Genomic DNA, 21,147 nt, shown 5'->3' on the forward strand with positions numbered 1-21,147 from the left:
TAACAATAAAAGAAACGATAACGATTATCAATGCGGTTTACATTTGAAGAGGGGAATGAAGCCGAGGAGGGTAAAACCGCCCGGCTGGGGCGGCAGGTAAGATCGGAAGGGCTAATCCAGGACAATGCGTGGGAGTTTCTTCATTTGTCCTCCAGCCCCAAACCTGGATTACATTTCATATGATCCCATCCCTGATAATTTTTTACCTCGGGGACTTTTTGCGGGAAATCCTGCCAGTTTGAAAGATATTGATATATTAAATTAGGCATATCCTTTTCTTTGACAAAATCCAAGCCCCAACTAGGCCCGGCGGAAAGCGGGTTAAGATGTTTTGTTTCCCCGTCTATAATATAATCAATTCCCGACCCTCCTTTTCTGACGCGCAAATCATCAAACGGCGCTGAACTCACATATAACCGCCCGTCTTTTGTCAGCAAATAACCACGATCATTAACAACGGTAATTGATTCGGCCTCTTTACTGCTTGGGAAGTAGTTTCCTGAAATTGATGCTGTTTGCCATGTTTGCCCATAGTCTTTTGATACTGCCAATGCACGTGCATCCCAATGCGGTATCACTAAATAACGCTCAGAGGGATGGATGAGTTTTTCCCCGAAAGCCTGATAAAATTGGCTTTGCACTTCTGATTTTATTCCGCGTTTTGTATCGACATAATTTAAAGCTCCCTGACAATAAAATCCCACTAATTCCAGATAGCGGTGATCGTCAAAACGGTAAATAATTTGCGCCGGTTTTTCGCTGGTGCGGCTATAACATCCGGCAACCAGTAAAAGCGCCGCCAGACCGGCGGAAAAACGTGGACTTATTTTCATTTATCCTCCAGCCCCAAACCTGGATTACATTTCATATGATCCCATCCCTGATAATTTTTTACCTCGGGGACTTTTTGCGGGAAATCCTGCCAGTTTGAAAGATATTGATAAATTAAATTAGGCATATCCTTTTCTTTGAAAAAATCCAAGCCCCAACTAGGTCCGGCGGAAAGCGGGTTAAGATGTTTTGTTTCCCCGTCTATAATATAATCAATTCCCGCCCCTCCTTTTCTGACGCGCAAATCATCAAACGGCGCTGAACTCACGTATAAACGCCCGTCTTTTACCAGCATATATCCACGATTATTAACGACAGTGAATGAAATCACATCTTTTCGGTTTGGTCTGCCATCACTTATTGGTGCAACCTGCCATGTTTGCCCATAGTCTTTTGATACTGTAAAACCTCCCACCTCCCAAGATGGGATCGCGATATATTTATCAGATGGGTGAATAAATTTACTACCAAAAGCCTGATAAAATTGGCTATAAAGTTCTGATTTTATTCCGCGTTTTGTATCGACATAATTTAAAGCCCCCTGGCAATAATAACCCACTAATTCCAGATAGCGATGATCGTCAAAACGGTAAATAATCTGCGCAGGGGGGGCGCTGGCGCTGACGCTGGCAATCATCAATAAAGCCGCCAGACTGGTGGCAATGCGTGAAATCATTTTCATGTTCTTTTTAATTCCTTTTCGGTCAGCGTGGGCGGCATCGGCCACTGGTAAACAGGGATTTCCTGGTTATGGATTGCAGGATAGCGGGCCGCATGAATACGGGTGCGGGGGCCGTAATCATTAACTACCTCAAATATACCTTTTGGTAAATACTCGTCTGGATTGTTCATAAACTTTTTAATTAAATCTTTGTTTAACTTTCCGCTGAGGTAATATTCTGCGGTGTCATCATTGGGGTTATATTCCCGCCGCCAGTCCGCACGGTGTAATAAATCCCGCCAGAAACGGCCATCCTCAATAACGTGAGATTTACACTGACCGATAGCCAGATCGTAAGCCATTGCCATGGCTGGCGCTTTATAACTCATGACAATCGATGAGTGCTGACTTAATACCGTGGATTGTGCCTTGTCGATTTCTTTTTTGATTTCTTCCGGTGTTTTTGTCCGATGGTATGAAAAATATTTTTCCCCGTTAACATCAATGATCGCCGCATTTTCTACAACGGCTTGCCCTGCCGGATACAAATAGGCGCTCAGAATACGGCATTCATTCATTGTTAAAGAGTGTCCCGCCTGCATCTGAACAAAAGGATCATAGGGGGGAACCTCCCGCCGTTCTGATATTGTGGTTTGACTGGCAAGATTGGCACTGGCGATCTCAATATCCGATCCGCTCATTTTTGAACGGTATTTTTCGTCCCCCTGGTGGCGTTGCCCCTGCAATTCAAAAATAAATGGCTCCGGCAGTTCTTCCCCCGTCACCGTCACATCATTAAACGAGTATGAAGCGTTTGCAAACCAGTGCGCCGCGCCGGTGTAAACGCCTTTACCCTGCGTTATTGGCCCCGCAAACCGGTACGGGCCGGACGCTTTCACGCCCACTAATTCATCCTGCGCGAATACCCGCTGGCGCAGGTTGGGGATGGTGTTGGCTATCTTGTCAGGGACGCCACGCCAGCCGAAACCCTGTATCGGTTCAAGGGATACGGTCTGATCATTCGGGCAAAAGTAGTTATAAACCTTGCCGTAATTATTACGCCGGTGGCGCGGATCCTGATACCACGGCCCGGCCTTTTTAATGCAAATCGTATCGTAAAGCTTTTGGGTATCCGCTTCGCTGTGCAGGCCGTCGCCGCCGTCCTGATACCTTGCGTTTGTGCGCATGAGTGCGCAGAAGTTTTTAAACGTTTTTTCGCGGGCGGCGGTGGTTTGCTGATTACCCGGCAAGCCCATTTCCATGATCCGGTTTTCAAGTGAATAGGGCGAATGATTGAAAATTACGCAGTCAGCGGGATTTAAATCCTTAGATTTAACAATCATATTGGCTAACATGGTGATGATTGTCCCCTGACTGTGGGCGACGATATTGATCGCATCTTCTGCCGTCGTGGGGTTTCGCCTGATTTGCATAATCAGGTCGGCCAGCCGGTGCGCGGCAAATGCCTGATAAATCCGGTGCGGATTATCATAGATGGGGTGTGTGCGGTCCGGCGCGTTGTTCTGGCTCATGGCTTTGGGTATACCCATCATTGCCCCGTTTGCGCCTGGTCCGAACATATCCGGGATATTTGTTGTGGCGTTGGCAAAGGTGCCGCCGCCTTTGGCAAAGTTTGGGTCTAACACGTTGGCGTAATTATCAATGTTTTTCCTGTCATGTTTTTTAATTATCCATTTGTCATATTCCTGAAAAGCGTCATACGGCAGCGGCGTTTCGGGGCTGCGGTAAGTCTTTTGCATTTGCTTTATATAGTCTTCCTGATCGGCCACATAGGTATCATGATCGACCGGCTTGTAACCCCAGTAAAAAGGAATAACGGGGGACGCCACATCCGATAATACTTCCCGCTGTTTGTTATCGGTGTCAGTACATGTCTGCTGCTTTCCGTCTGCGTCCCTGATTTGGAATTCTTTCTCTGACCATTCGTGACACGTCAGATCATTGCGGCCTAATCGCTGATTCAGGCCCGCGATAATGCCTTTTTCCTGATTCTGATAGGCTTCCCCCACATCGTTAACGCCGTGAACCAAAATCACAATGCAGGGCATGGGACGCGGGACTTCGCATTTAGTTATGTACATTGACGGTCCCGCATCCGTGGGCACGCCGATGCAGCCGGTCGCCAGCCAGACCGGCGGGCGCGGTGGTGTCTTTTTTTCTGTGCTGTCTGTCATGATGATTTCCTTATTCTTTTTTGTCGTGAATGAGTTTTAACGAACAACTTTCCAGTTCTGACGGGTTCAGTAAGGGTGAATGGCCGTCAGCGTCTGTGATGCCCTGAGTTTGTACGCCATTTTTAATCAGCATAAATTTCTGGTTGGCAAGGGGGTGATCCGGTTCGCCTGCTGCGCAGAGTAAAAACTGCTGCGATAATTCGCCGTCTTTAAACACCGGTAACGCCTCCTGAATGCTGGCCGCAGGCAGATAGCGGACATCCATCGTTTTATAAAGAATGCCCTGCGGGGCTAACACCTCAACCACTCCGTTTTTTATACGAATGCCCGCGCCGCCGGACATCAGGACGATCTCATTTTTAGCATTGAAAGAAATGCGCCCGTTTGAGCTGGTGGTGATCACGTCCCCGAATGCCGTTAACTTGATTTCATCTTTTTGCGCTTTCAGGTGGATCGGTCCGCCCGCAGCGGTAAGCAAAATCCCCGCCTTGCGCACAAAGACGGAAAACAATTCCGCTGCCGCGACCGTAAAGCGGCCAAAGGCATTTAACGAGGTGTCTTTATGCGACGTGGTGATCACGTTTTCACCGGCGCTGATTTGTGCGGTTTTTGGCGTCGTCTGGACAATGCCTGCATCTGAATAGAGTGCGATCACCGGTCCGGCCAGCTTGTCAGCCGCCTGGCGTAATGCCTGTTGTTTGCCGGTGTCGGTGGCGGGGGTATCACTGGCCGTGGTGCTGGCCGCAAGGGATTGCGCTAACTGTAAAGCCGCCTGCAGCTGTGCAACCGTCGCGGCCATGTCCAGCTGCTGGCCGCTGGCTTTTGGCTGTGCTTCTGTCGTGATATGCAGCCCCAGATCCGCACGTAACGCGCCGTGTTTATCCGTGCGGATTTCGAAACCTTCCCCGCGCTGTTTTCCACAGGCGTCAACCAGATGGCCTAAATTCGCCTGCGATTTGCCATATTCCGTGGCAAGCTTGATATGTTCCTGACCCCGCTTATCCTCCATCCTCAATTTATTATTTCGCTGTGTGCGGATCACGTTACGCGAGTTGTTGCGGCTGGTGACCAGATCGGGGTTTGTTGCGTCGTGCAGGGCATGGGCTATATATGGCCGTTCAGGATCGCCCCCCTCAAAGGCTATGGCGACTTCGGTATTATCCTGCAACGGGAAATGGAAACCGTAAGTATCACCGGCATAAGGGCGGGCCAGCCTGACCGGCAGGCTTTCGTAGCCTTTTTTCCATCCATCCTGTAGATCAAAATGAAACTTCACGCGGTAACGCCCAAAGGCGTCAATGTGCGCTAACGTGTCATTGATTTTTAACGCTGAAATACGGGCGGGAATAGTGCCGGAAATGCAGGGGCGCGGCAGACGTTCAGGCCGGAAGCACACATCTTCACTGTAAGGAATGCCGCTTAATTCTGACCTGTACGCATTTTTGCGCGAACCGGTCGCCGTCATGGCCGTAACGACAAAGCTGTTTTTAAAGGCTTCGGAAAGGTTGCCATCAATCACTAATTCAGTGCCTGGCATGATCTGCGGGCTGTCAGTTATCCCTGTCAGCTGGTGTTGTTCATTAAGTAAAAGTTCATGGCGAATGCGGGCATAAAAAGCGCTGGTCTCAGCGGTCTGGCCGCGCCCGTGCGAGTACTTGTCTCCGGGTATCTGATGTATGTCCGCATAAATGTACTGCGTACCCTGCGTTTTTTCGTCAGTGCGGGTTACGTCTATGGTTTCTGTGGTGGTGTCATAGTTGCGCAGCGGGTAATAGTAGTTTTTTGTCATCACGCTGGCCGGGACGACGTGATGACGGGATTTCAGTTCGCGGATCGTATAATCATTGCCTGACATTCCGGCCTCGTTATACAGGCGGATAGCGTGATTAAACAGGTACTGACTTTGACTGTCTGCAAAAACCATCATGACAATGTCGTCATGCTGCGGGTGTTTCCCAAAGCGGAACCAGATCCCCACCTCAGAAAGCAAACGGCGGATAAACTGTAAATCCGTTTCCCCCCATTGTGTGATCATTTCACGGCGGGGATAAACCCACGCCAGATCATCAAAATTAATTTCGTAACCTTCGAAATGATGCTCTTTGAGTATTTGTTTCACTAATTCCGGTACAGAAATATCCTGATAAATCGCGGAGCGCCGCGTATTATTCATCAGAGCCATAGGATGAGATAAAGTTATTTCATAAAGGGATTCGTCTGCGGAGGTACTGATCCGCTGAAATGCAGTAATGACTCCTTCGACCTGCCGGTTTTTTTTCCAGTATGCTGAACCGGGTAAATAAGCAGACCAGGCCGGATCCGGTATGCGCATCTCGAAAGAAGCGTATTGTTTTAACAGGCTTGCGTCGGGAATATCCTTCTGATGTGACGTGAAGCGGATAACGTAGTAATAAGGCGTGCTTAAGGCGTCATATCCGGTGAATGATTCAATATCAGCAATAACGTCAGAATTAAATAAGTGAAGTAAATAACGGTTTTGACTATTAACAGGATTAAAAATTTCTTTCGCGAGTGAAATGACATGACCGGCCATGTTTTTATTTCCTTGTGCTGGATATCCTTTTTTAAACCGGTGCTATTATAGCGCCCGGAAGACTTAATAAATAAAGGGAATTAAAAATGAAGCAACCATTAATCGTCACCGGAGATACCACAACGCACGGCGGTACATTAAGAGAGGGAGAATATGATTTTAAAGTTGATGGTCATTGTGCCGTCCTGACCGGTCACGGTTTTTTATGTCCGCTATGCGCAGTGAGGTCGGTTTTTCTGACCGGCGCGCCAAATATCCTGATCAACGGAAGGCAGCGCATCAGGCAAGGGGATCAAGCCACCTGCGGCGCAAAAGCCCTGCACAGGGGAAGCGGTGTGAATGAGTTTGAAGGTTGAAGGGGTGTTTAAAAGATACTGGTAAAACCGCCCGTGAAGGGCGGTCTGAATAAATTAATGCAGGTGGGAAAGGCTTGGCGCGCTGATGCGCAGACCGTCTTCGCTGAAGACCATACAGCGGCTGGCGTCAAACCAGGTGGTCAGGCTCTGATAAGGATTAAACGCCATGTCGCCCGGCAGCAGCATTTTAAAACCGTCGGTGCCGTAACACTGACCGAACAGATAGGTGCTGTTGCCCAGCCGCTCGACCACTTCGCAGTTAAATTCCAGCATGTTTTCGGTTTCCTGCGACAGCAGATGTTCAGGGCGGATACCAAGCGTCACGTTATCGCCCGCCGCCAGTTCACTGGTGCTCAGCGCTAACGTCAGGGTTTTTTCCGGCGTCAGGCGCACGTCGAGCCGCTCCGGCTGCCAGCTGATGACTTCGGCAGGCAGGAAGTTCATCTTCGGCGAACCGATAAATCCGGCCACAAACTGATTCACCGGGTTGTAGTACAAATCCATCGGTGCGCCCATCTGCTCAACTTTGCCGTAATTCATCACCACGATTTTGTCGGCCAGCGTCATGGCTTCGGTCTGATCGTGCGTCACGTAGACCATGGTGGTTTTCAGTTCCTGATGCAGTTTGGAAATGTGTAATCGCATATCCACACGCAGTTCGGCATCGAGATTAGACAGCGGTTCATCGAACATAAACACCTGAGGATTACGCACAATGGCACGACCGATTGCTGTACGCTGGCGCTGACCGCCGGAAAGCTGTTTCGGTTTTCTGTCCAGCAGATGAGAGAGCTGCAAGGTTTTTGCGACCATCTCGACCTGATGACGAATTTCTTCTTTCGGCACGCCGTTCACTTTCAGGCCATAACCCATGTTTTCAGCAATGGTCATGTGCGGATACAGCGCATAAGACTGAAACACCATCGCCACGCCACGCCGCGAAGGATCTACGTCATTCACCCGCTGCTCGCCAATGTAAACGTCTCCTTCCGTAATATCTTCCAGCCCGGCAATCATGCGCAGCAGGGTGGATTTCCCACACCCGGACGGCCCGACGAAAACGGTGAACTCGCCGTCTTCAATATCAATATTGATGCCATGCAACGTCACTGTTTTATCGAAACGCTTGACCACATTTTTAAGTCTGATGCTGGACATGTTTGACCTCATAAAGAATTCATACCGCTGATGTTTCGGACTATAACCACCTTGTGTAAACGTTTGCACGGGCGGGTTCGATTTTTGGAGAGAAGATCACACAATGCGCATCTTTTTGTAGTGATTTTTGGTCTGTAAGTTTAACGTATAACATAGTTTTTATGACGGCATTAACCATCAATAAATCAGGTTATAAAGGGTTTTTAATGTTGATGATGGATTTTATGTCGCTGCTTATCCTACAAAAATGTTATACCTTCACATTCAGGAGCAACAATGAAAATTACACACCTTACTGCCCTGGTACTGATGTCATTAAGTCTCAGCAGTCAGGCCGTCCGGGCAGCAGAGGGACAGTTACTTATCTGGGAAGATATTAAGAAATCTTCCGGTATTTCCGACGCGGTGAAAGATTTTGAAAAAGAGAACAACGTCAAAGTCGTTGTGCAGGAAACGCCTTATGCACAACAAACGGAGAAATTACGTCTGGATGGTCCGGCAGGTATCGGTCCCGACGTCGTCGTGATCCCCAATGACCAGTTGGGAACGGCGGTGGTACAGGGATTACTGGCACCGCTGACCCTTGATAAAGCGTTTACCGACAGCTTTACGCCATCGGCGATTAACGCATTTCAGCTGAAAGGCCAGACCTACGGCGTGCCGAAAGCGGTGGAAACACTGGTGCTGATTTACAACAAAGATTTGCTGCCACAGGCTCCGGCAACCCTCGACGAGTATTACTCCCTCTCGAAAGCCGAAAGGGCGAAAGGCAAATACGGCCTGCTCGCCAAGTTTGACGAAGTGTATTACGCCTACGGTGCGATGGCCTCAATGGGCGGCTACATATTTGGTAAGGATGCAAAGGGCGAAATCAACGTTGAAGATATCGGCCTGAACAAACCGGGCAGCGTCGAAGCTATTACTTACCTGAAAAAATTCTATGCCGACGGATTATTCCCGGCAGGGATTGTGGGCGATAACGGGCTGAACGCCATCGACTCGCTGTTTACCGAAAAGAAAGCCGCTGCAGTGATCACCGGCCCGTGGGCGTTCCAGCCCTATGAAGCCGCGGGCATTAACTATGGTGTGAAAGCGCTGCCGCTGTTGCCAAACGGCAAGCCGATGAGTTCATTCCTCGGCGTGAAAGGCTATGCGGTATCGACCTACAGCAAGCAAAAACCGCTGGCAGAGAAATTCATTACCTTCATCAATCAGCCGAAATACGCCAAGGTGCGTTACGAAGTGACCAAAGAAATCCCGGCACTGACGGCGCTGGTTAACGATCCGATGATTAAAAACGATGAGAAAGCCAACGCGGTAGCCGAACAGTCAACCCGCGCCACGGCGATGCCGGGTGTACCGGAAATGCAGGAAATCTGGGGCCCGGCGAATAACGGTATCCAGCTGGGTGTGACCGGCAAACAGCCGGTTGATGCTGCGCTGAACGATGCGGTGAAAAATATCCAGATGCAAATCGAGGCGGCGAAAGCCAGCAACGAGTAATCCGTTAAATACCTTAATCCGGTTAAACACTTTGTACGTCTGACAAGAGGGCGTGAATTCACGCCCTCACCAGTGAAAGGAACATCTTTGTGTCTATGCGTCTTCATGAGGAAAACCAGGCACCACTTTCCGCCAGCCGCCATGCACCGGTGGCGCTGGCTGTGGCGCTGATCCCCGGTTTTGGGCAGTTCTATAACCGGCAATGGGCCAAGGGAATACTGTTTTTTATCATTCTTATTTGTTTCGCCGGCGTGTTCTATGATTTCCTGCGTCAGGGATTATGGGGCTTATATACGCTGGGCGAAGAAGTGCCGCGTGATAACTCGATATTCCTGTTAGCCAAAGGCATTATCAGCGTATTAATTGGTGCGTTCGGTGCAGGCTTTTATTACTGGAGCCTGCGTGATGCCTGGGCAAACGGCAAACGTCGCGATCAGGGCATGGAATTACCCAGCGTGCGCAAGCAATATCATTTACTGCTGCGTGAAGGTTTCCCTTATTTAATGATTACACCGGGCTTTATTTTGCTGGTGTTTGTGGTGGTCTTCCCGATTATATTCGGTTTCTCGATTGCGTTTACCAATTACAATTTATATCACACGCCACCGGCTAAATTAGTCGACTGGGTGGGGTTCAAAAACTTTATTAATATCTTCACGCTCAATATCTGGCGCTCGACGTTGCTGGACGTATTGCAATGGACGGTGGTCTGGACGGTGCTGGCGACCACGCTGCAATGTACGGTAGGCGTGATGCTCGCGATTCTGGTGAACCAGAAAGATGTACGCTTTAAGGCGCTGATCCGCACCGTGCTGATTTTGCCGTGGGCGGTGCCGGGATTCGTCACTATTCTGGTGTTTGCCGGCATGTTCAATGACTCCTTTGGCGTGATTAACAATGGCATTCTGGCCGCATTAGGCATTGAACCTAAAGCCTGGCTGACCGATCCGTTCTGGACCAAAACCGCGCTGATTATGATGCAAACCTGGCTGGGTTTCCCGTTTGTGTTTGCGATGACCACTGGCGTATTGCAGGCCATTCCGCACGATTTATATGAAGCCGCGACAATGGACGGGGCAAGCACCTGGAAGAAACTGAAAACCATTACGCTGCCGCTGGTCTTATATTCCATTGCGCCGATTATTATTACGCAATACACCTTCAATTTTAATAACTTCAATATTATCTATCTGTTTAATAACGGTGGGCCGGCGGTGGCTGGCTCGAATGCGGGCGGAACGGATATTCTGGTGTCGTGGATTTATAAACTCACCATGTCATCTTCGCAATATGCCATCGCCGCGACCATAACGATTTTGCTGTCAATATTTGTGGTCGGTATTGCGCTGTGGCAATTCCGTTCAACCAATTCCTTTAAACAAGATGATATGGCGTAACCGGGAGAAGGAATATGAGTAAGAACAGCAGTATTAAAAGAAACCGGTTTATTCGCCTGGGGCTGAGTTATTTCCTGTTGCTGATTGTGGCGGTGATTATTATTTATCCGTTGATCTGGACGGTGGGGGCGTCGCTGAATGCCGGTAACAGCCTGCTCAGCACGTCGATTATTCCGGAGAACGTTTCGTTCCAGCATTACAAAGACCTGTTTAACGGTGAAGTGAATTACGTGGGCTGGTACTGGAACTCGATGAAAATCAGTTTCCTGACCATGATCCTGACCCTGATTTGTGTCAGTTTCACCGCCTATTCGTTCTCGCGTTTTCGCTTTAAAGGCCGCAAAGACGGGCTGATGTTATTTCTGTTATTGCAGATGATCCCGCAGTTTTCGGCGCTGATCGCCATCTTTGTGCTGGCGCAGTTACTCGGCCTGATTAACAGCCATCTGGCGCTGGTGCTGATTTACGTCGGCGGCATGATCCCGATGAACACCTATCTGATGAAAGGCTATCTCGACGCGATTCCGAAAGATCTGGATGAATCGGCGCGGATGGACGGTGCGGGTAATTTCCGCATTTTCATCGAAATCATCATGCCGTTATCGAAGCCGATTCTGGCGGTGATTGCGCTGTTTTCCTTCACCGGCCCGCTGGGCGATTTCATTCTCTCCAGCACCATTTTGCGCACGCCCGATAAGTACACCTTGCCGATTGGCCTGTACAACCTGGTGGCGCAGAAAATGGGCGCGAACTACACCATGTACGCCGCGGGTGCGGTGCTGATCGCCGTGCCGGTCGCCATTTTCTATCTCGCCTTACAAAAATACTTCGTTTCCGGCCTGACGGCTGGCAGTACAAAAGGATAATCCGATGACTTTCTTTTCTGAGAAGATTTTCAACAAAAGCGCAATGGCCTGCGTGCTGCTGGCGATGTCATTTTCCGCGGTGGCGCAGGATGTGGTGATTAAAAAAGTTGCCAACGTCCCGGCGGATTTCATCAAAGGCGCGGATATCTCAACGCTGATTGATGTGGAAAAGCACGGCGGCAAGTTCTTTGATCAGAACCACAAGCAGACCGATGCGATGGTCATCCTCAGACAGAACGGTTTCAACTACGTGCGCCTGCGTTTGTGGGTGGATCCGAAAGACGCGCAGGGGCATCCGTACGGCGGCGGTAATAACGATCTGGCCACCACACTGGAGCTGGCGAAACGTGCCAAAGCGCAGGGCTTTAAAATCCTGCTTGATTTCCATTACAGCGATTTCTGGACCGATCCCGGTAAACAGTTCAAACCGAAACGCTGGGAGAAAATGGATTATCCGCAGCTTAAAACCGCCATTCACGATTACAGCCGCGAGGTGATCGCCAGATTCCGCGAGCAGGGCACCGTGCCGGATATGGTGCAGGTCGGCAATGAAATGAACGGCGGGATTTTATGGCCGGAGGGCAAAAGCTGGGGCGCGGGCGGTGGCGAGTTTGATCGCCTGGCCGGGCTGCTGAATGCCGCGATTGCCGGTGTCCGTGCGGATGAAAAAAATCCTTCTGATATCAAAATCATGCTGCATCTGGCCGAAGGCACCAAGAACGATACCTTCCGCTGGTGGTTCGATGAAATTACTCAGCGCAAGGTGCCTTACGATGTGATTGGCCTGTCGTTTTATACCTACTGGAACGGCCCGATTTCTGCGCTGCAGGCCAATATGGATGACATCAGCAAACGCTACAACAAAGACGTCATCGTGGTCGAAGTGGCTTATGGCTACACCACCAAAAACTGTGACGCCGCGGAAAACAGCTTCACTGAAAAAGAAGCCAAAGACGGCGGCTATCCTGCCACGGTGCAGGGGCAGGCTGACTTTCTCAGCGACATGATAAAAAGTCTCGTCGCCGTGCCGGATCATCGTGGCAAAGGGTTGTTCTACTGGGAACCGACCTGGATCGCCGTTGACGGCGCAGGCTGGGCGACACCTGCCGGCATGACCTACATCAACGATCACTGGAAAGAGGGCAACGCCCGCGAAAATCAGGCGTTGTTCAGCTGTGACGGTCAGGTTCTTCCTTCCATCAACGTCTTCAATTAATGCCTTTTTCCCCGGCTTCATTGGCCGGGGAGTTTATATTTCTTAAAGTTCCTAAGGACCCAAGCATGACGAAATTTCCTCTTCTGAGCAGTAAGATTTCCGGGTTGTTGCATGGCGCGGATTACAACCCAGAACAGTGGCTGGAAAGCCCTGATGTCCTGATCCGCGATGTCGAAATGATGAAAGAGGCTCGCTGTAATGTCATGTCTGTCGGGATTTTCAGCTGGTCGGCGCTGGAACCCGAAGAAGGCCATTTCACCTTTGGCTGGATGGATCAGGTGCTGGACAGGTTGCATGAAAACGGCATCTCGGTATTTCTCGCCACGCCAAGCGGCGCGCGGCCTGCGTGGATGTCGCAAAAATACCCTGAAGTGTTGCGTGTCGGGCGCGACCGCGTGAAAGCCCTGCACGGCGGGCGTCACAATCACTGCATGAGTTCACCGGTGTATGCCGAAAAAGTACAGCTGATGAACAGCGCGCTGGCGAAGCGTTACGCTCATCATCCGGCGGTGATCGGCTGGCATATTTCCAACGAGTACGGCGGCGAGTGTCATTGCAACCACTGTCAGACCCGTTTCCGCGACTGGCTGAAAGCCCGTTACGTGACGCTTGATGCGTTGAATAAAGCCTGGTGGAGCACCTTCTGGAGCCACACGTATAGCGACTGGGCGCAGATAGAATCGCCATCACCGCAAGGCGAAAGCGGCGTTCACGGCCTGAATCTCGACTGGCGTCGTTTTAACACCGATCAGGTCACGCGTTTTTGCCGTGAAGAAATCCGCCCGCTGAAAGCGGAGAATCCGGCGTTACCGGCAACCACCAATTTCATGGAATATTTCTACGATTACGATTACTGGAAACTTGCCAGCGTACTGGATTTCATCTCGTGGGACAGCTACCCGATGTGGCACACCCGTAAAGATGATATCGGTCTGGCGGCGTATACCGCGATGTATCACGACCTGATGCGTACGCTGAAACAGGGCCAGCCGTTTGTTCTGATGGAATCGACGCCAAGTTTCACCAACTGGCAGCCGGTCAGCAAACTGAAAAAGCCCGGCATGCATATTCTGTCTTCTTTGCAGGCGGTCGCTCACGGTTCGGATTCGGTGCAGTATTTCCAGTGGCGTAAAAGCCGCGGTTCTTCAGAGAAATTCCACGGCGCGGTCGTCGATCACGTCGGGCATATAGATACCCGCGTCGGTCGCGAAGTGTCGGAACTGGGCGGGATCTTATCCGCGCTGGCACCGGTAGCGGGCAGCCGTGTGGAAGCAAAAGTGGCGATTATCTTTGACTGGGAAAGCCGCTGGGCGATGGACGATTCCCTCGGCCCGCGCAATCAGGGGCTGGAATATGAAAACACCGTCGCCGGACATTATCGTGCGTTGTGGGCGCAGGGCATTGCGGTAGATGTGATCAACGCCGACTGCGAATTAAGCGGCTACGAGCTGGTGATTGCGCCAATGCTGTATATGGTGCGTGCAGGCGTCGGCGAGCGGATCACCGCGTTTGTGCAGGCCGGTGGCCGCTTCGTCGCGACCTACTGGAGCGGCATCGTTAACGAAAGCGATTTGTGTTTCCTCAGCGGATTCCCGGGACCATTGCGTCCGGTGCTCGGTATCTGGTCGGAAGAAATCGACAGCCTGACCGACGACCAGCACAACAGCGTCAGCGGCGTCGAAGGCAATGCGCTCGGGTTGAACGGTCCGTACCGCGCCAGCGAATTATGCGAGGTGATCCACCTGGAAGGCGCGGCCGCGCTGGCGACCTACGGCGATGATTTCTATGCCGGAACGCCAGCCGTGACGGTGAATTTGTTTGGCAAAGGGCAGGCATATTACCTGGCTTCACGAAATGACCCGCAATTCCATGCCGATTTCTATACCGCGCTGGCCAAAGAAATGAAGCTGCCACGGGCGCTGGAGGCGACATTGCCGGAAGGGATGACGGCGGCGCGGCGCACTGACGGTGAAAGTGAATTTATCTTTCTGCAAAACTACGCGGCGCAGAGCCAGACAATCACTTTGACGGGGGACTACAGCGACATGATCCACGGCGGCACATTGCCGCGCAAACTGACGCTCCCTGCATTTGGTTATCAAATCCTGACGCGTCGTATTCCCGTTATTTATTAATTCACTTCTTTAATACCGACGTGCAATCAGGATTATCCGGTTGCACGTTTTTTCCATTCCTGAAAGAGAGTGTTGATTATGGTAAATATTAAAGACTTTATGCATGTATTCTCTGCGAAGAATAAAACCCCTGAAAATGAGGTGCCGCCCTCCACAGACGTAACAACATTGATTGAGGCACTCGGCGGGCGCGATAATATTGTTAATGTTGATGCCTGTATTACCCGTCTGCGCGTGACGGTAAAAGAACTCAAGCGCGTAAATTCCGGCGCTATCCAGCAGACCGGTGCGATTGGTGTGGTGATCATCGGCCAGGAAGTGCATGCGATATTTGGTAAGCAGTCCGACAGCCTGAAGAAATTAATGACTGAGAAGTTTGGTTTGAAAAGCCAGTGAAAATAGGCTCATAAAATAAAGGCAGCCTGAAAATGGCTGCCTTTGTCAGGACGCTTATTTAGCCGGGGTTAAATTTCCTCAACTCCCAAAGTCCCGTCAGGATTAATATTTTGAGCTTTTACTTTTGTTTCATTGTCCTCCCAGACGAAGGCCGCGTAATTTTCTATACTGACTGAGCCAGATGCCCGGATAGTCTCCGTGGCCTCAGTTTTAACATCCACGGTTCTATCAGCCCACAGGTAAGCCCCGTCATCGCTGATCATGGCTGTTCGTATATATTGGAATATCGTCGGATCAATCGGTGGGATCCAGGATGCCAGAACACTATTTTCAAATGGAAGCATGCCGACTGATTGCGCACTTAAAGAATTTGATATTTGTCCGGACAACTCAAGACCCAAATTACCCCATTTTTTAGTACCGGAAATGTCTATGCACTGAGCGTGTAAACCTGTCAGTGCCTCAATGTCCTGAGTTGTGGATGTCCACATAACATAAGCATTGCCGGTCGTTGTGTTATATCCGAGATAAGGTTCCTGATGATCCCGCGTCGTATCGTCTGTGACCCCAACACGGATATCTTCGTAAAGGTTATTACCCTGAAAATCAATATGTTGAAGTTTTACTTGCCATTGATTGTCGTTGTCTTGTAATCCATATGAATAGATTACGCCTCCTTTTCCGTCCGATTGTGTGACGAATGAATTGCCATCATCATAGGAAATGCCTAAATCCTGCGTGCTGTGCAGATAAATAATCTTAGGCTGCTGATTCCATGCATACTCGCCTCTTGCATTGAGTTTGCCCGCAACAATATCATGCGTCTGAGGGACGCCTACTTTATTTGTAAATGGCTCCTGAGGAGTGTTATACGACAGGGAGAAAATAACCCCACCATCTTCTGTTGGCTCCAGGGAACCCAGATTTAAAGTAATGCTTTCGGCGGCATAAATCTGCCCATCTCCCCAAACCAGTTGACCCGTTTCATCCATTTTGACAACGCGAAGGATCCTGCTAGCATCAAACGTCCAGCCAAAGGCCACGCCACCATCTGTAGTCGCTTTACAACTGACAATATTAACGAGATCATTTTGTGGAGATATAACAAGACCCTCTGCGCCCAGGAGCAATTCCCCTGATGGCGAGACTTTACAGGCAATGGCTTTCCCGCCAGGGCGAATAGCGCCTTGCTCATCCCAGCCTGAATCAATGCCGACAACCGCATTCCCTGAATTATCCAGAGTCAGACCGTAATCGACGGTATAATCCTCAATATATCGTTGGTAAACCAAAATACCCTCCGTACTGGGGTTGCCCACTGGCCATTGAAGATTACCTAGTACATCCAGTTTCTGCATTCTCAGAGAAAATCCATTATCGTTATCTAACCAACTAATGAAAAATCCGCCGTCATTTGAGGGAAGAGATTTTTGCACAAACCAACCTGATATATTTTCAGTGATTTCGATATTGACTGAAGGATCGTTGGACCACATAATTTATTTCCTTATAAAGTTAAAGTATATTATTTTGTTCATCCGGGAACGTTTCGGACTTCAACACCGTAAGAATATACTTCCGCTCTTGAGAGAATGGCTGTTTGTAATTGCTAATATGGCTAAAAATAAGTCATTCTTATTATGTAATGTTGGATATCCTTTAGAGGGATGGCGCGGATTTAGTAAGGAGTCATTAGCGTATTAAAAAGGGGGGGCAATTTTTTAATTTCACCTCTCCAGGTGCTGTTTTTTGTCAGCCTCAGCAGTAAGAATACTGAGGCTGCGTGCAGGTCAGATGAATGATGAAATTATCTTCATGAAAATCTTATAAAGAATGAAATAATGTTTAGAATGAAGTGCATACGAAGGGTAAATAAAGGCAGCCCGACACAAGGCTGCCTTTATTATTTCTGCTTTTTATCAATAAGAATAATGATGCTGCTGTGCGGAGAAAAAACGTAACGATCCCCTACAAGAGAAATTAAGTTTTTATCTGTCGCTTTATCACAATGAGGATATTTATTTATACAATATTACTTCACATTTCCAAAATTATTGGAGTTGTAGCCAGGCGGCAAGTGAACGAATCCCGATGAGCTGACTCATGTCAGTGATTCGGGTGAGTAAACGCAGCCAACGCAGCAACAGCTTCAAGAATGAAGGAAATTTACCACCAGGCTTCCACCTGAACACCAAAGTTCCAGGTATCCGCTTTAGTATGATCGTCAAACGTATCGCCATGCTCTGAATCATTCAGATAGGATGCAAATACGCGCAATTCAGGGCGTGACATAAACTCAGGACCTGCCGCCAGACCCATTGCCAGCGTATATTTCTGACCGCCTTGCTTATAGTTCGAACCGTTCTTGTAATCATCTTTCTGGTAGAAGGTACCGACTTCGCCGATGGTCCGCACATAATCGGTCCACTGGTATTGCGCACGACCCACCAGAGAAACCAGCTCCGTGGTGTCGGTGTAATCGGTGATGTTTTCTGCGTGGCCGTAAGTCAGCACATGGTTGAGGCTGAACTTGCTGGTGATGGGGATAAGGCCGGTGATGATGCCGCGATAACCGGTGGCGTCATTGGTGTAGTTCCACATATCGTACCAGCCGCCACCTTGTGAAATCATGTTCTGTGCCAGACCTTTGTTAGCGTACTGCAAAACCAGTTTGTTGTAGCCGCCCCACATGTCCTGACTGATTTCGCCGGTCAACATCACGCCGTTGTCCGCATCATACAGGCCGCCATATTCTTTCTGATCGTGGGAAAGGTTTGGCATGGCGTAGTCGGCACCGACTTCCATCCACGCGCCGCTCCACGGTTTGATGCCGGCATAACGCACGTCGATGTAGTTGATGTTCACGTCGTTGTTGCCATCCACGCGGTAATCCACGTCATTGGCATCGCCGCGGATCCACGCCAGAGAAAGCGCACCTTCGCCCAGTTTCAGGTTTTCAATACCCGCACCGGCACCGGAAATATTCCAGTATTTGGTATCGATGATGTGCAAATCGTGGCGCTGGTAATAACGTTTCCCGCCCCAGATCACCGCATCTTTATCCCACGGCACCAGCCCTTTGATTTGCAGATTAAGCTGACGAAGACCAAACTGCGCATCGTCATTGAGGGTGCTTTCATCATCATTCGAACCGTCAGACACCATGCTGACCATCGAATCGACATAAAAACTCACGTCATCTTTTTTGTAGACTTCGCTGCCCAGCTCAACTTCGCCGTAGGTGTCGTCTTCGTTGCCAAGACGCCCGACTTTATTTTTCTGGAATTGCTCCAGACCGCCACCGCCAGAAACACCCAGCCCCGAACGCAGATATCCATGAAAATCAATATCATTTGCCATTGCAGGACCTGCTGTGATGGCGAGCGAAACCGCCACAGCCAGAGTGCGTAAGTTGTGTTTCATTTTTTTTCCTTATGATTGTATGACGTTCACATTTACGAAATGTATAAGATACCCAGAAACAATAATGATCAATTTTACATATTGTGAAATGTGATATATGTCTACAACTTATGCGTTAATTATAAACTGTGAGTGATGTAAATCACGATTATATGCAATGTTAACGTATAACTTATGCAGTCTGCAGGTGTGCAGATTGAACTTTTAAATGAGATCCCGTACTTTGGCTCGATTATCATAGAATTATGCAAAATCACGGGTTGCGGTCTGGGGAAAGAATGAAATCAAAAAGTTCGACATTAGAGGATGTTGCCCGCTACGCCGGTGTTTCGTATCAGACGGTTTCGCGGGTTTTAAATAAGTCGGCCAATGTCTCAGACGCCACGCGTCTTAAGGTCGAACAAGCCATTGAAGTATTACGCTATGTGCCAAACCGCCTGGCGCAGCAACTGGTGGGAAAACAGAGCTTTACCATCGGACTGGTGACGACATCACTGGCCTTGCACGCGCCGTCACAGATTGCCGCTTCGGTGAAGAAATATGCCCATCAGGCGGGGTATCAGGTGCTGATTTCAATGATTGATGAAGACGTAAATCAGAGCATTCAGGACTCTATTAATGAGCTGAAATCACAGCGCGTCGAAAAGGTCATCATCAATATCCCGCTGGAAAGCGCCGAAGCGGAGCGAATTTATGAAAATAACCGCGACGTTCTTTGTCTGTTTCTGGATGTCGACCCAACCAGTCCGGTATTCAATGTCTGCTTCAATCCGGCGGACGGCTCACGTGCCAGCGTAGAATATTTACTGAATCTGGGGCACCGGGAATTTGCCTTACTGGCGGGGCCGGTCGATTCGGTTTCCTCACGTTTGCGGCTGCAAAGCTGGCAGGAAACGCTGGCAGAAAAGGGCATTGCGCCGGTGACAGTTATCCACGGTGACTGGAGCGCAAAAAGTGGTTACTACAGTGCATTACAGATGCTGCGCGAAACACCGCAATTTACCGCCATACTTGTCGGGAACGACCAGATGGCGCTGGGTGTGATCAGCGCGTTACATCAGCATAATGTGGCTATTCCGCAGCAGGTTTCTATCGTAGGTTACGACGATACGTACGACAGTGCATTCTTCCATCCGGCGCTGACCACGGTATCGCTGGATCTCGATTTGCAAAGTAAAGAGGCGGTTGAGCATCTGCTGGCTGAAGACAATGATGCGATGCCTTCCAAAGTGCTGCCTGCCAGACTGGTGGTAAGAAACTCCGCCAGTGCGCCGGGTGTGCAGGATAAAGATCTTAATCAGATAGCCGACCAGCTCGATAGTCTGGCCAGGCAGTTGCGCGGCCAGTGATAAACCGGTTAAATCCCCGGACTATTTAGGCAAACGACTGAACAGCAAAAGGAAGTGAAGCAATGACGTTATGGCAGTGTTATGTGCAGGGCTGGAAAAAGTATGTAGATTTCCGGGGACGTGCAAGCCGCAAGGAGTTCTGGACCTTTGCGCTGGGCAATTTGCTGATAATTATTTTACTGACAATGGGTGTGTCATTCGGGTTCACGCTGGTGGGAAATCCCTACAGCGTTTTCTACGCGGGCGTCGCTTATACCCTGTTTGCGCTGGCGACGGCTTTACCGCTGCTGGCGGTTGGAGTCAGGCGCATGCATGACATTAACCGTTCCGGCTGGTGGTTTGGCGGTGTTTATCTGGCAGGCATTGTCTCGCGTCTGCTGAATACCATCCTGATGGAATACGCCTCACCGGAAACCTATGTCTGGATGAAAATCACGCTGGGCATCGCGTTGGGCTGGATCCCGCTGCTGGTGATGGTTTTCCTGTGTTGCCAACAATCTCAGCCTGCGCCGGCAACACAAACCCGCATTGTTGAGTAGCGCCACCCTGAGTGCGCTAATCCGCACTCAACGAGAACTGTTTGCCGCCAGTTGTGCGGCAAACGTCTCCAGTTTTGCCCGCCCCCAGGGCCAGTCACCAAATCCCGATTCCACATTGATATGTCCGGCCTCGCCGATATCGGCCAGTTCACAGCCCCATGCCTGCGCCCAAAACTGCGCACGGGCAAATGAGAGCAGCGGATCGGTGTGACTGGCAATCATCAGCCCCGGCACCGCCAGCGGCCGCGGTAATATCTCGTCGTCGAGCCCGAAACGCATCGGTTCCGCAGGCGCGACCAGCACCACGCCAGCCGTAAGTTGCGGATGCCGGTTCGCCCATACCACACTGGCCAGTGCGCCAAAACTATGACCCACCAGCAACAGCGGGGCATTTACCTTTTTCTGCTCGCGGCTGATAGCGTCGATCCAGGCCTCGAGATCAACCTGTTCCCAGTTTCGCTGACGGATGCGTAACCAGTGCGGATTTAACTGATGCCACAGGCTTTGCCAGTGTCCGGCTTCGCTGTCACGCAAGCCCGGTACCAGTATCAGGTTTATTTCAGGCATC

General features: G+C 49.9%; 17 protein-coding genes. 9 read left to right on the top strand and 8 right to left on the bottom strand.

Annotation, left to right across the window (positions count from 1 at the left end; genetic code table 11):
• Nucleotides 1–140: 140 nt before the first annotated feature.
• Genes J1778_RS23045 through J1778_RS23060 form a run of 4 tightly spaced genes read right to left on the bottom strand, consistent with a single transcriptional unit; the run spans nucleotide 141 to nucleotide 6,241 of the window.
• Nucleotides 141–833, bottom strand: coding sequence for a T6SS immunity protein Tli3 family protein (locus tag J1778_RS23045; protein WP_217175130.1), 693 nt, complete (start codon nucleotides 831–833; stop codon nucleotides 141–143).
• Complete coding sequence (locus J1778_RS23050; protein ID WP_238484859.1) at nucleotides 830–1,513, bottom strand: T6SS immunity protein Tli3 family protein; 684 nt, start codon at nucleotides 1,511–1,513, stop codon at nucleotides 830–832. Before J1778_RS23050 ends, J1778_RS23045 begins: the two co-directional genes overlap by 4 nt.
• The gene (locus tag J1778_RS23055) at nucleotides 1,510–3,687 is read right to left on the bottom strand and encodes a T6SS effector phospholipase Tle3 domain-containing protein (protein WP_217175131.1); all 2,178 of its coding nucleotides are present in this window, start codon (nucleotides 3,685–3,687) and stop codon (nucleotides 1,510–1,512) included. The genes J1778_RS23050 and J1778_RS23055 overlap by 4 nt, the downstream gene beginning before the upstream one ends.
• A gap of 10 nt (nucleotides 3,688–3,697) precedes the next feature.
• Complete coding sequence (locus J1778_RS23060; protein WP_217175132.1) at nucleotides 3,698–6,241, bottom strand: type VI secretion system Vgr family protein; 2,544 nt, start codon at nucleotides 6,239–6,241, stop codon at nucleotides 3,698–3,700.
• 86 nt (nucleotides 6,242–6,327) lie between these two features.
• Here J1778_RS23060 and J1778_RS23065 point away from each other — a divergent pair, with 86 nt between their 5' ends.
• Entirely contained in the window at nucleotides 6,328–6,597 is a 270-nt protein-coding gene (locus tag J1778_RS23065; protein WP_112289855.1) for a PAAR domain-containing protein, read from the top strand.
• A gap of 54 nt (nucleotides 6,598–6,651) precedes the next feature.
• On the opposite strand, the gene J1778_RS23070 is transcribed toward J1778_RS23065, so the two are convergent.
• Entirely contained in the window at nucleotides 6,652–7,755 is a 1,104-nt protein-coding gene (locus J1778_RS23070) for an ABC transporter ATP-binding protein (protein ID WP_217175133.1), read from the bottom strand.
• 276 nt (nucleotides 7,756–8,031) lie between these two features.
• Between J1778_RS23070 and J1778_RS23075 the strand changes: the two genes are divergently transcribed.
• The 6 genes from J1778_RS23075 (at nucleotide 8,032) to J1778_RS23100 (ending at nucleotide 15,268) form a co-directional block, all read left to right on the top strand.
• Nucleotides 8,032–9,258 carry an extracellular solute-binding protein gene (locus tag J1778_RS23075; RefSeq protein WP_217175134.1) on the top strand — a complete coding sequence of 409 codons (1,227 nt, stop codon included), beginning with the start codon at nucleotides 8,032–8,034 and terminating at the stop codon, nucleotides 9,256–9,258.
• Between the two features lie 95 nt (nucleotides 9,259–9,353).
• Nucleotides 9,354–10,655: a carbohydrate ABC transporter permease gene (locus J1778_RS23080; RefSeq protein ID WP_217175367.1), complete on the top strand. Its 1,302-nt coding sequence runs from the start codon at nucleotides 9,354–9,356 to the stop codon at nucleotides 10,653–10,655.
• A 14-nt stretch (nucleotides 10,656–10,669) separates the two neighbouring features.
• Nucleotides 10,670–11,521: a sugar ABC transporter permease gene (locus J1778_RS23085; RefSeq protein WP_013574912.1), complete on the top strand. Its 852-nt coding sequence runs from the start codon at nucleotides 10,670–10,672 to the stop codon at nucleotides 11,519–11,521.
• A 64-nt stretch (nucleotides 11,522–11,585) separates the two neighbouring features.
• Nucleotides 11,586–12,737, top strand: coding sequence for a glycoside hydrolase family 53 protein (locus J1778_RS23090; protein ID WP_238484879.1), 1,152 nt, complete (start codon nucleotides 11,586–11,588; stop codon nucleotides 12,735–12,737).
• Between the two features lie 65 nt (nucleotides 12,738–12,802).
• Nucleotides 12,803–14,872 carry a beta-galactosidase gene (locus J1778_RS23095; protein WP_217175136.1) on the top strand — a complete coding sequence of 690 codons (2,070 nt, stop codon included), beginning with the start codon at nucleotides 12,803–12,805 and terminating at the stop codon, nucleotides 14,870–14,872.
• Nucleotides 14,873–14,950: 78 nt separating this feature from the next.
• A complete protein-coding gene (locus tag J1778_RS23100; protein ID WP_217175137.1) occupies nucleotides 14,951–15,268 on the top strand; it encodes a PTS sugar transporter subunit IIB in 318 nt (105 codons plus the stop codon).
• A 68-nt stretch (nucleotides 15,269–15,336) separates the two neighbouring features.
• Here the strand turns inward: J1778_RS23100 and J1778_RS23105 are convergent, their stop codons facing one another.
• Together J1778_RS23105 and J1778_RS23110 are read right to left on the bottom strand one after the other, a co-directional pair.
• Nucleotides 15,337–16,764, bottom strand: coding sequence for a hypothetical protein (locus tag J1778_RS23105; RefSeq protein WP_217175138.1), 1,428 nt, complete (start codon nucleotides 16,762–16,764; stop codon nucleotides 15,337–15,339).
• A 670-nt stretch (nucleotides 16,765–17,434) separates the two neighbouring features.
• Nucleotides 17,435–18,691, bottom strand: a complete 1,257-nt coding sequence (locus J1778_RS23110) for a maltoporin (protein ID WP_217175139.1) — start codon at nucleotides 18,689–18,691, stop codon at nucleotides 17,435–17,437.
• Between the two features lie 278 nt (nucleotides 18,692–18,969).
• Between J1778_RS23110 and J1778_RS23115 the strand changes: the two genes are divergently transcribed.
• Both J1778_RS23115 and J1778_RS23120 read left to right on the top strand, forming a co-directional pair.
• A complete protein-coding gene (locus J1778_RS23115; RefSeq protein WP_217175140.1) occupies nucleotides 18,970–20,040 on the top strand; it encodes a LacI family DNA-binding transcriptional regulator in 1,071 nt (356 codons plus the stop codon).
• Nucleotides 20,041–20,102: 62 nt separating this feature from the next.
• Nucleotides 20,103–20,579, top strand: coding sequence for a DUF805 domain-containing protein (locus J1778_RS23120; RefSeq protein WP_217175141.1), 477 nt, complete (start codon nucleotides 20,103–20,105; stop codon nucleotides 20,577–20,579).
• A 27-nt stretch (nucleotides 20,580–20,606) separates the two neighbouring features.
• Here J1778_RS23120 and J1778_RS23125 read toward each other — a convergent pair whose 3' ends face one another.
• Nucleotides 20,607–21,146, bottom strand: a complete 540-nt coding sequence (locus J1778_RS23125) for an RBBP9/YdeN family alpha/beta hydrolase (RefSeq protein ID WP_238484860.1) — start codon at nucleotides 21,144–21,146, stop codon at nucleotides 20,607–20,609.
• Between the last annotated feature and the right edge of the window lies 1 nt (nucleotide 21,147).

The organism is Rahnella bonaserana, assembly GCF_019049675.1.
Classification (GTDB): Bacteria; Pseudomonadota; Gammaproteobacteria; order Enterobacterales; family Enterobacteriaceae; genus Rahnella; species Rahnella bonaserana.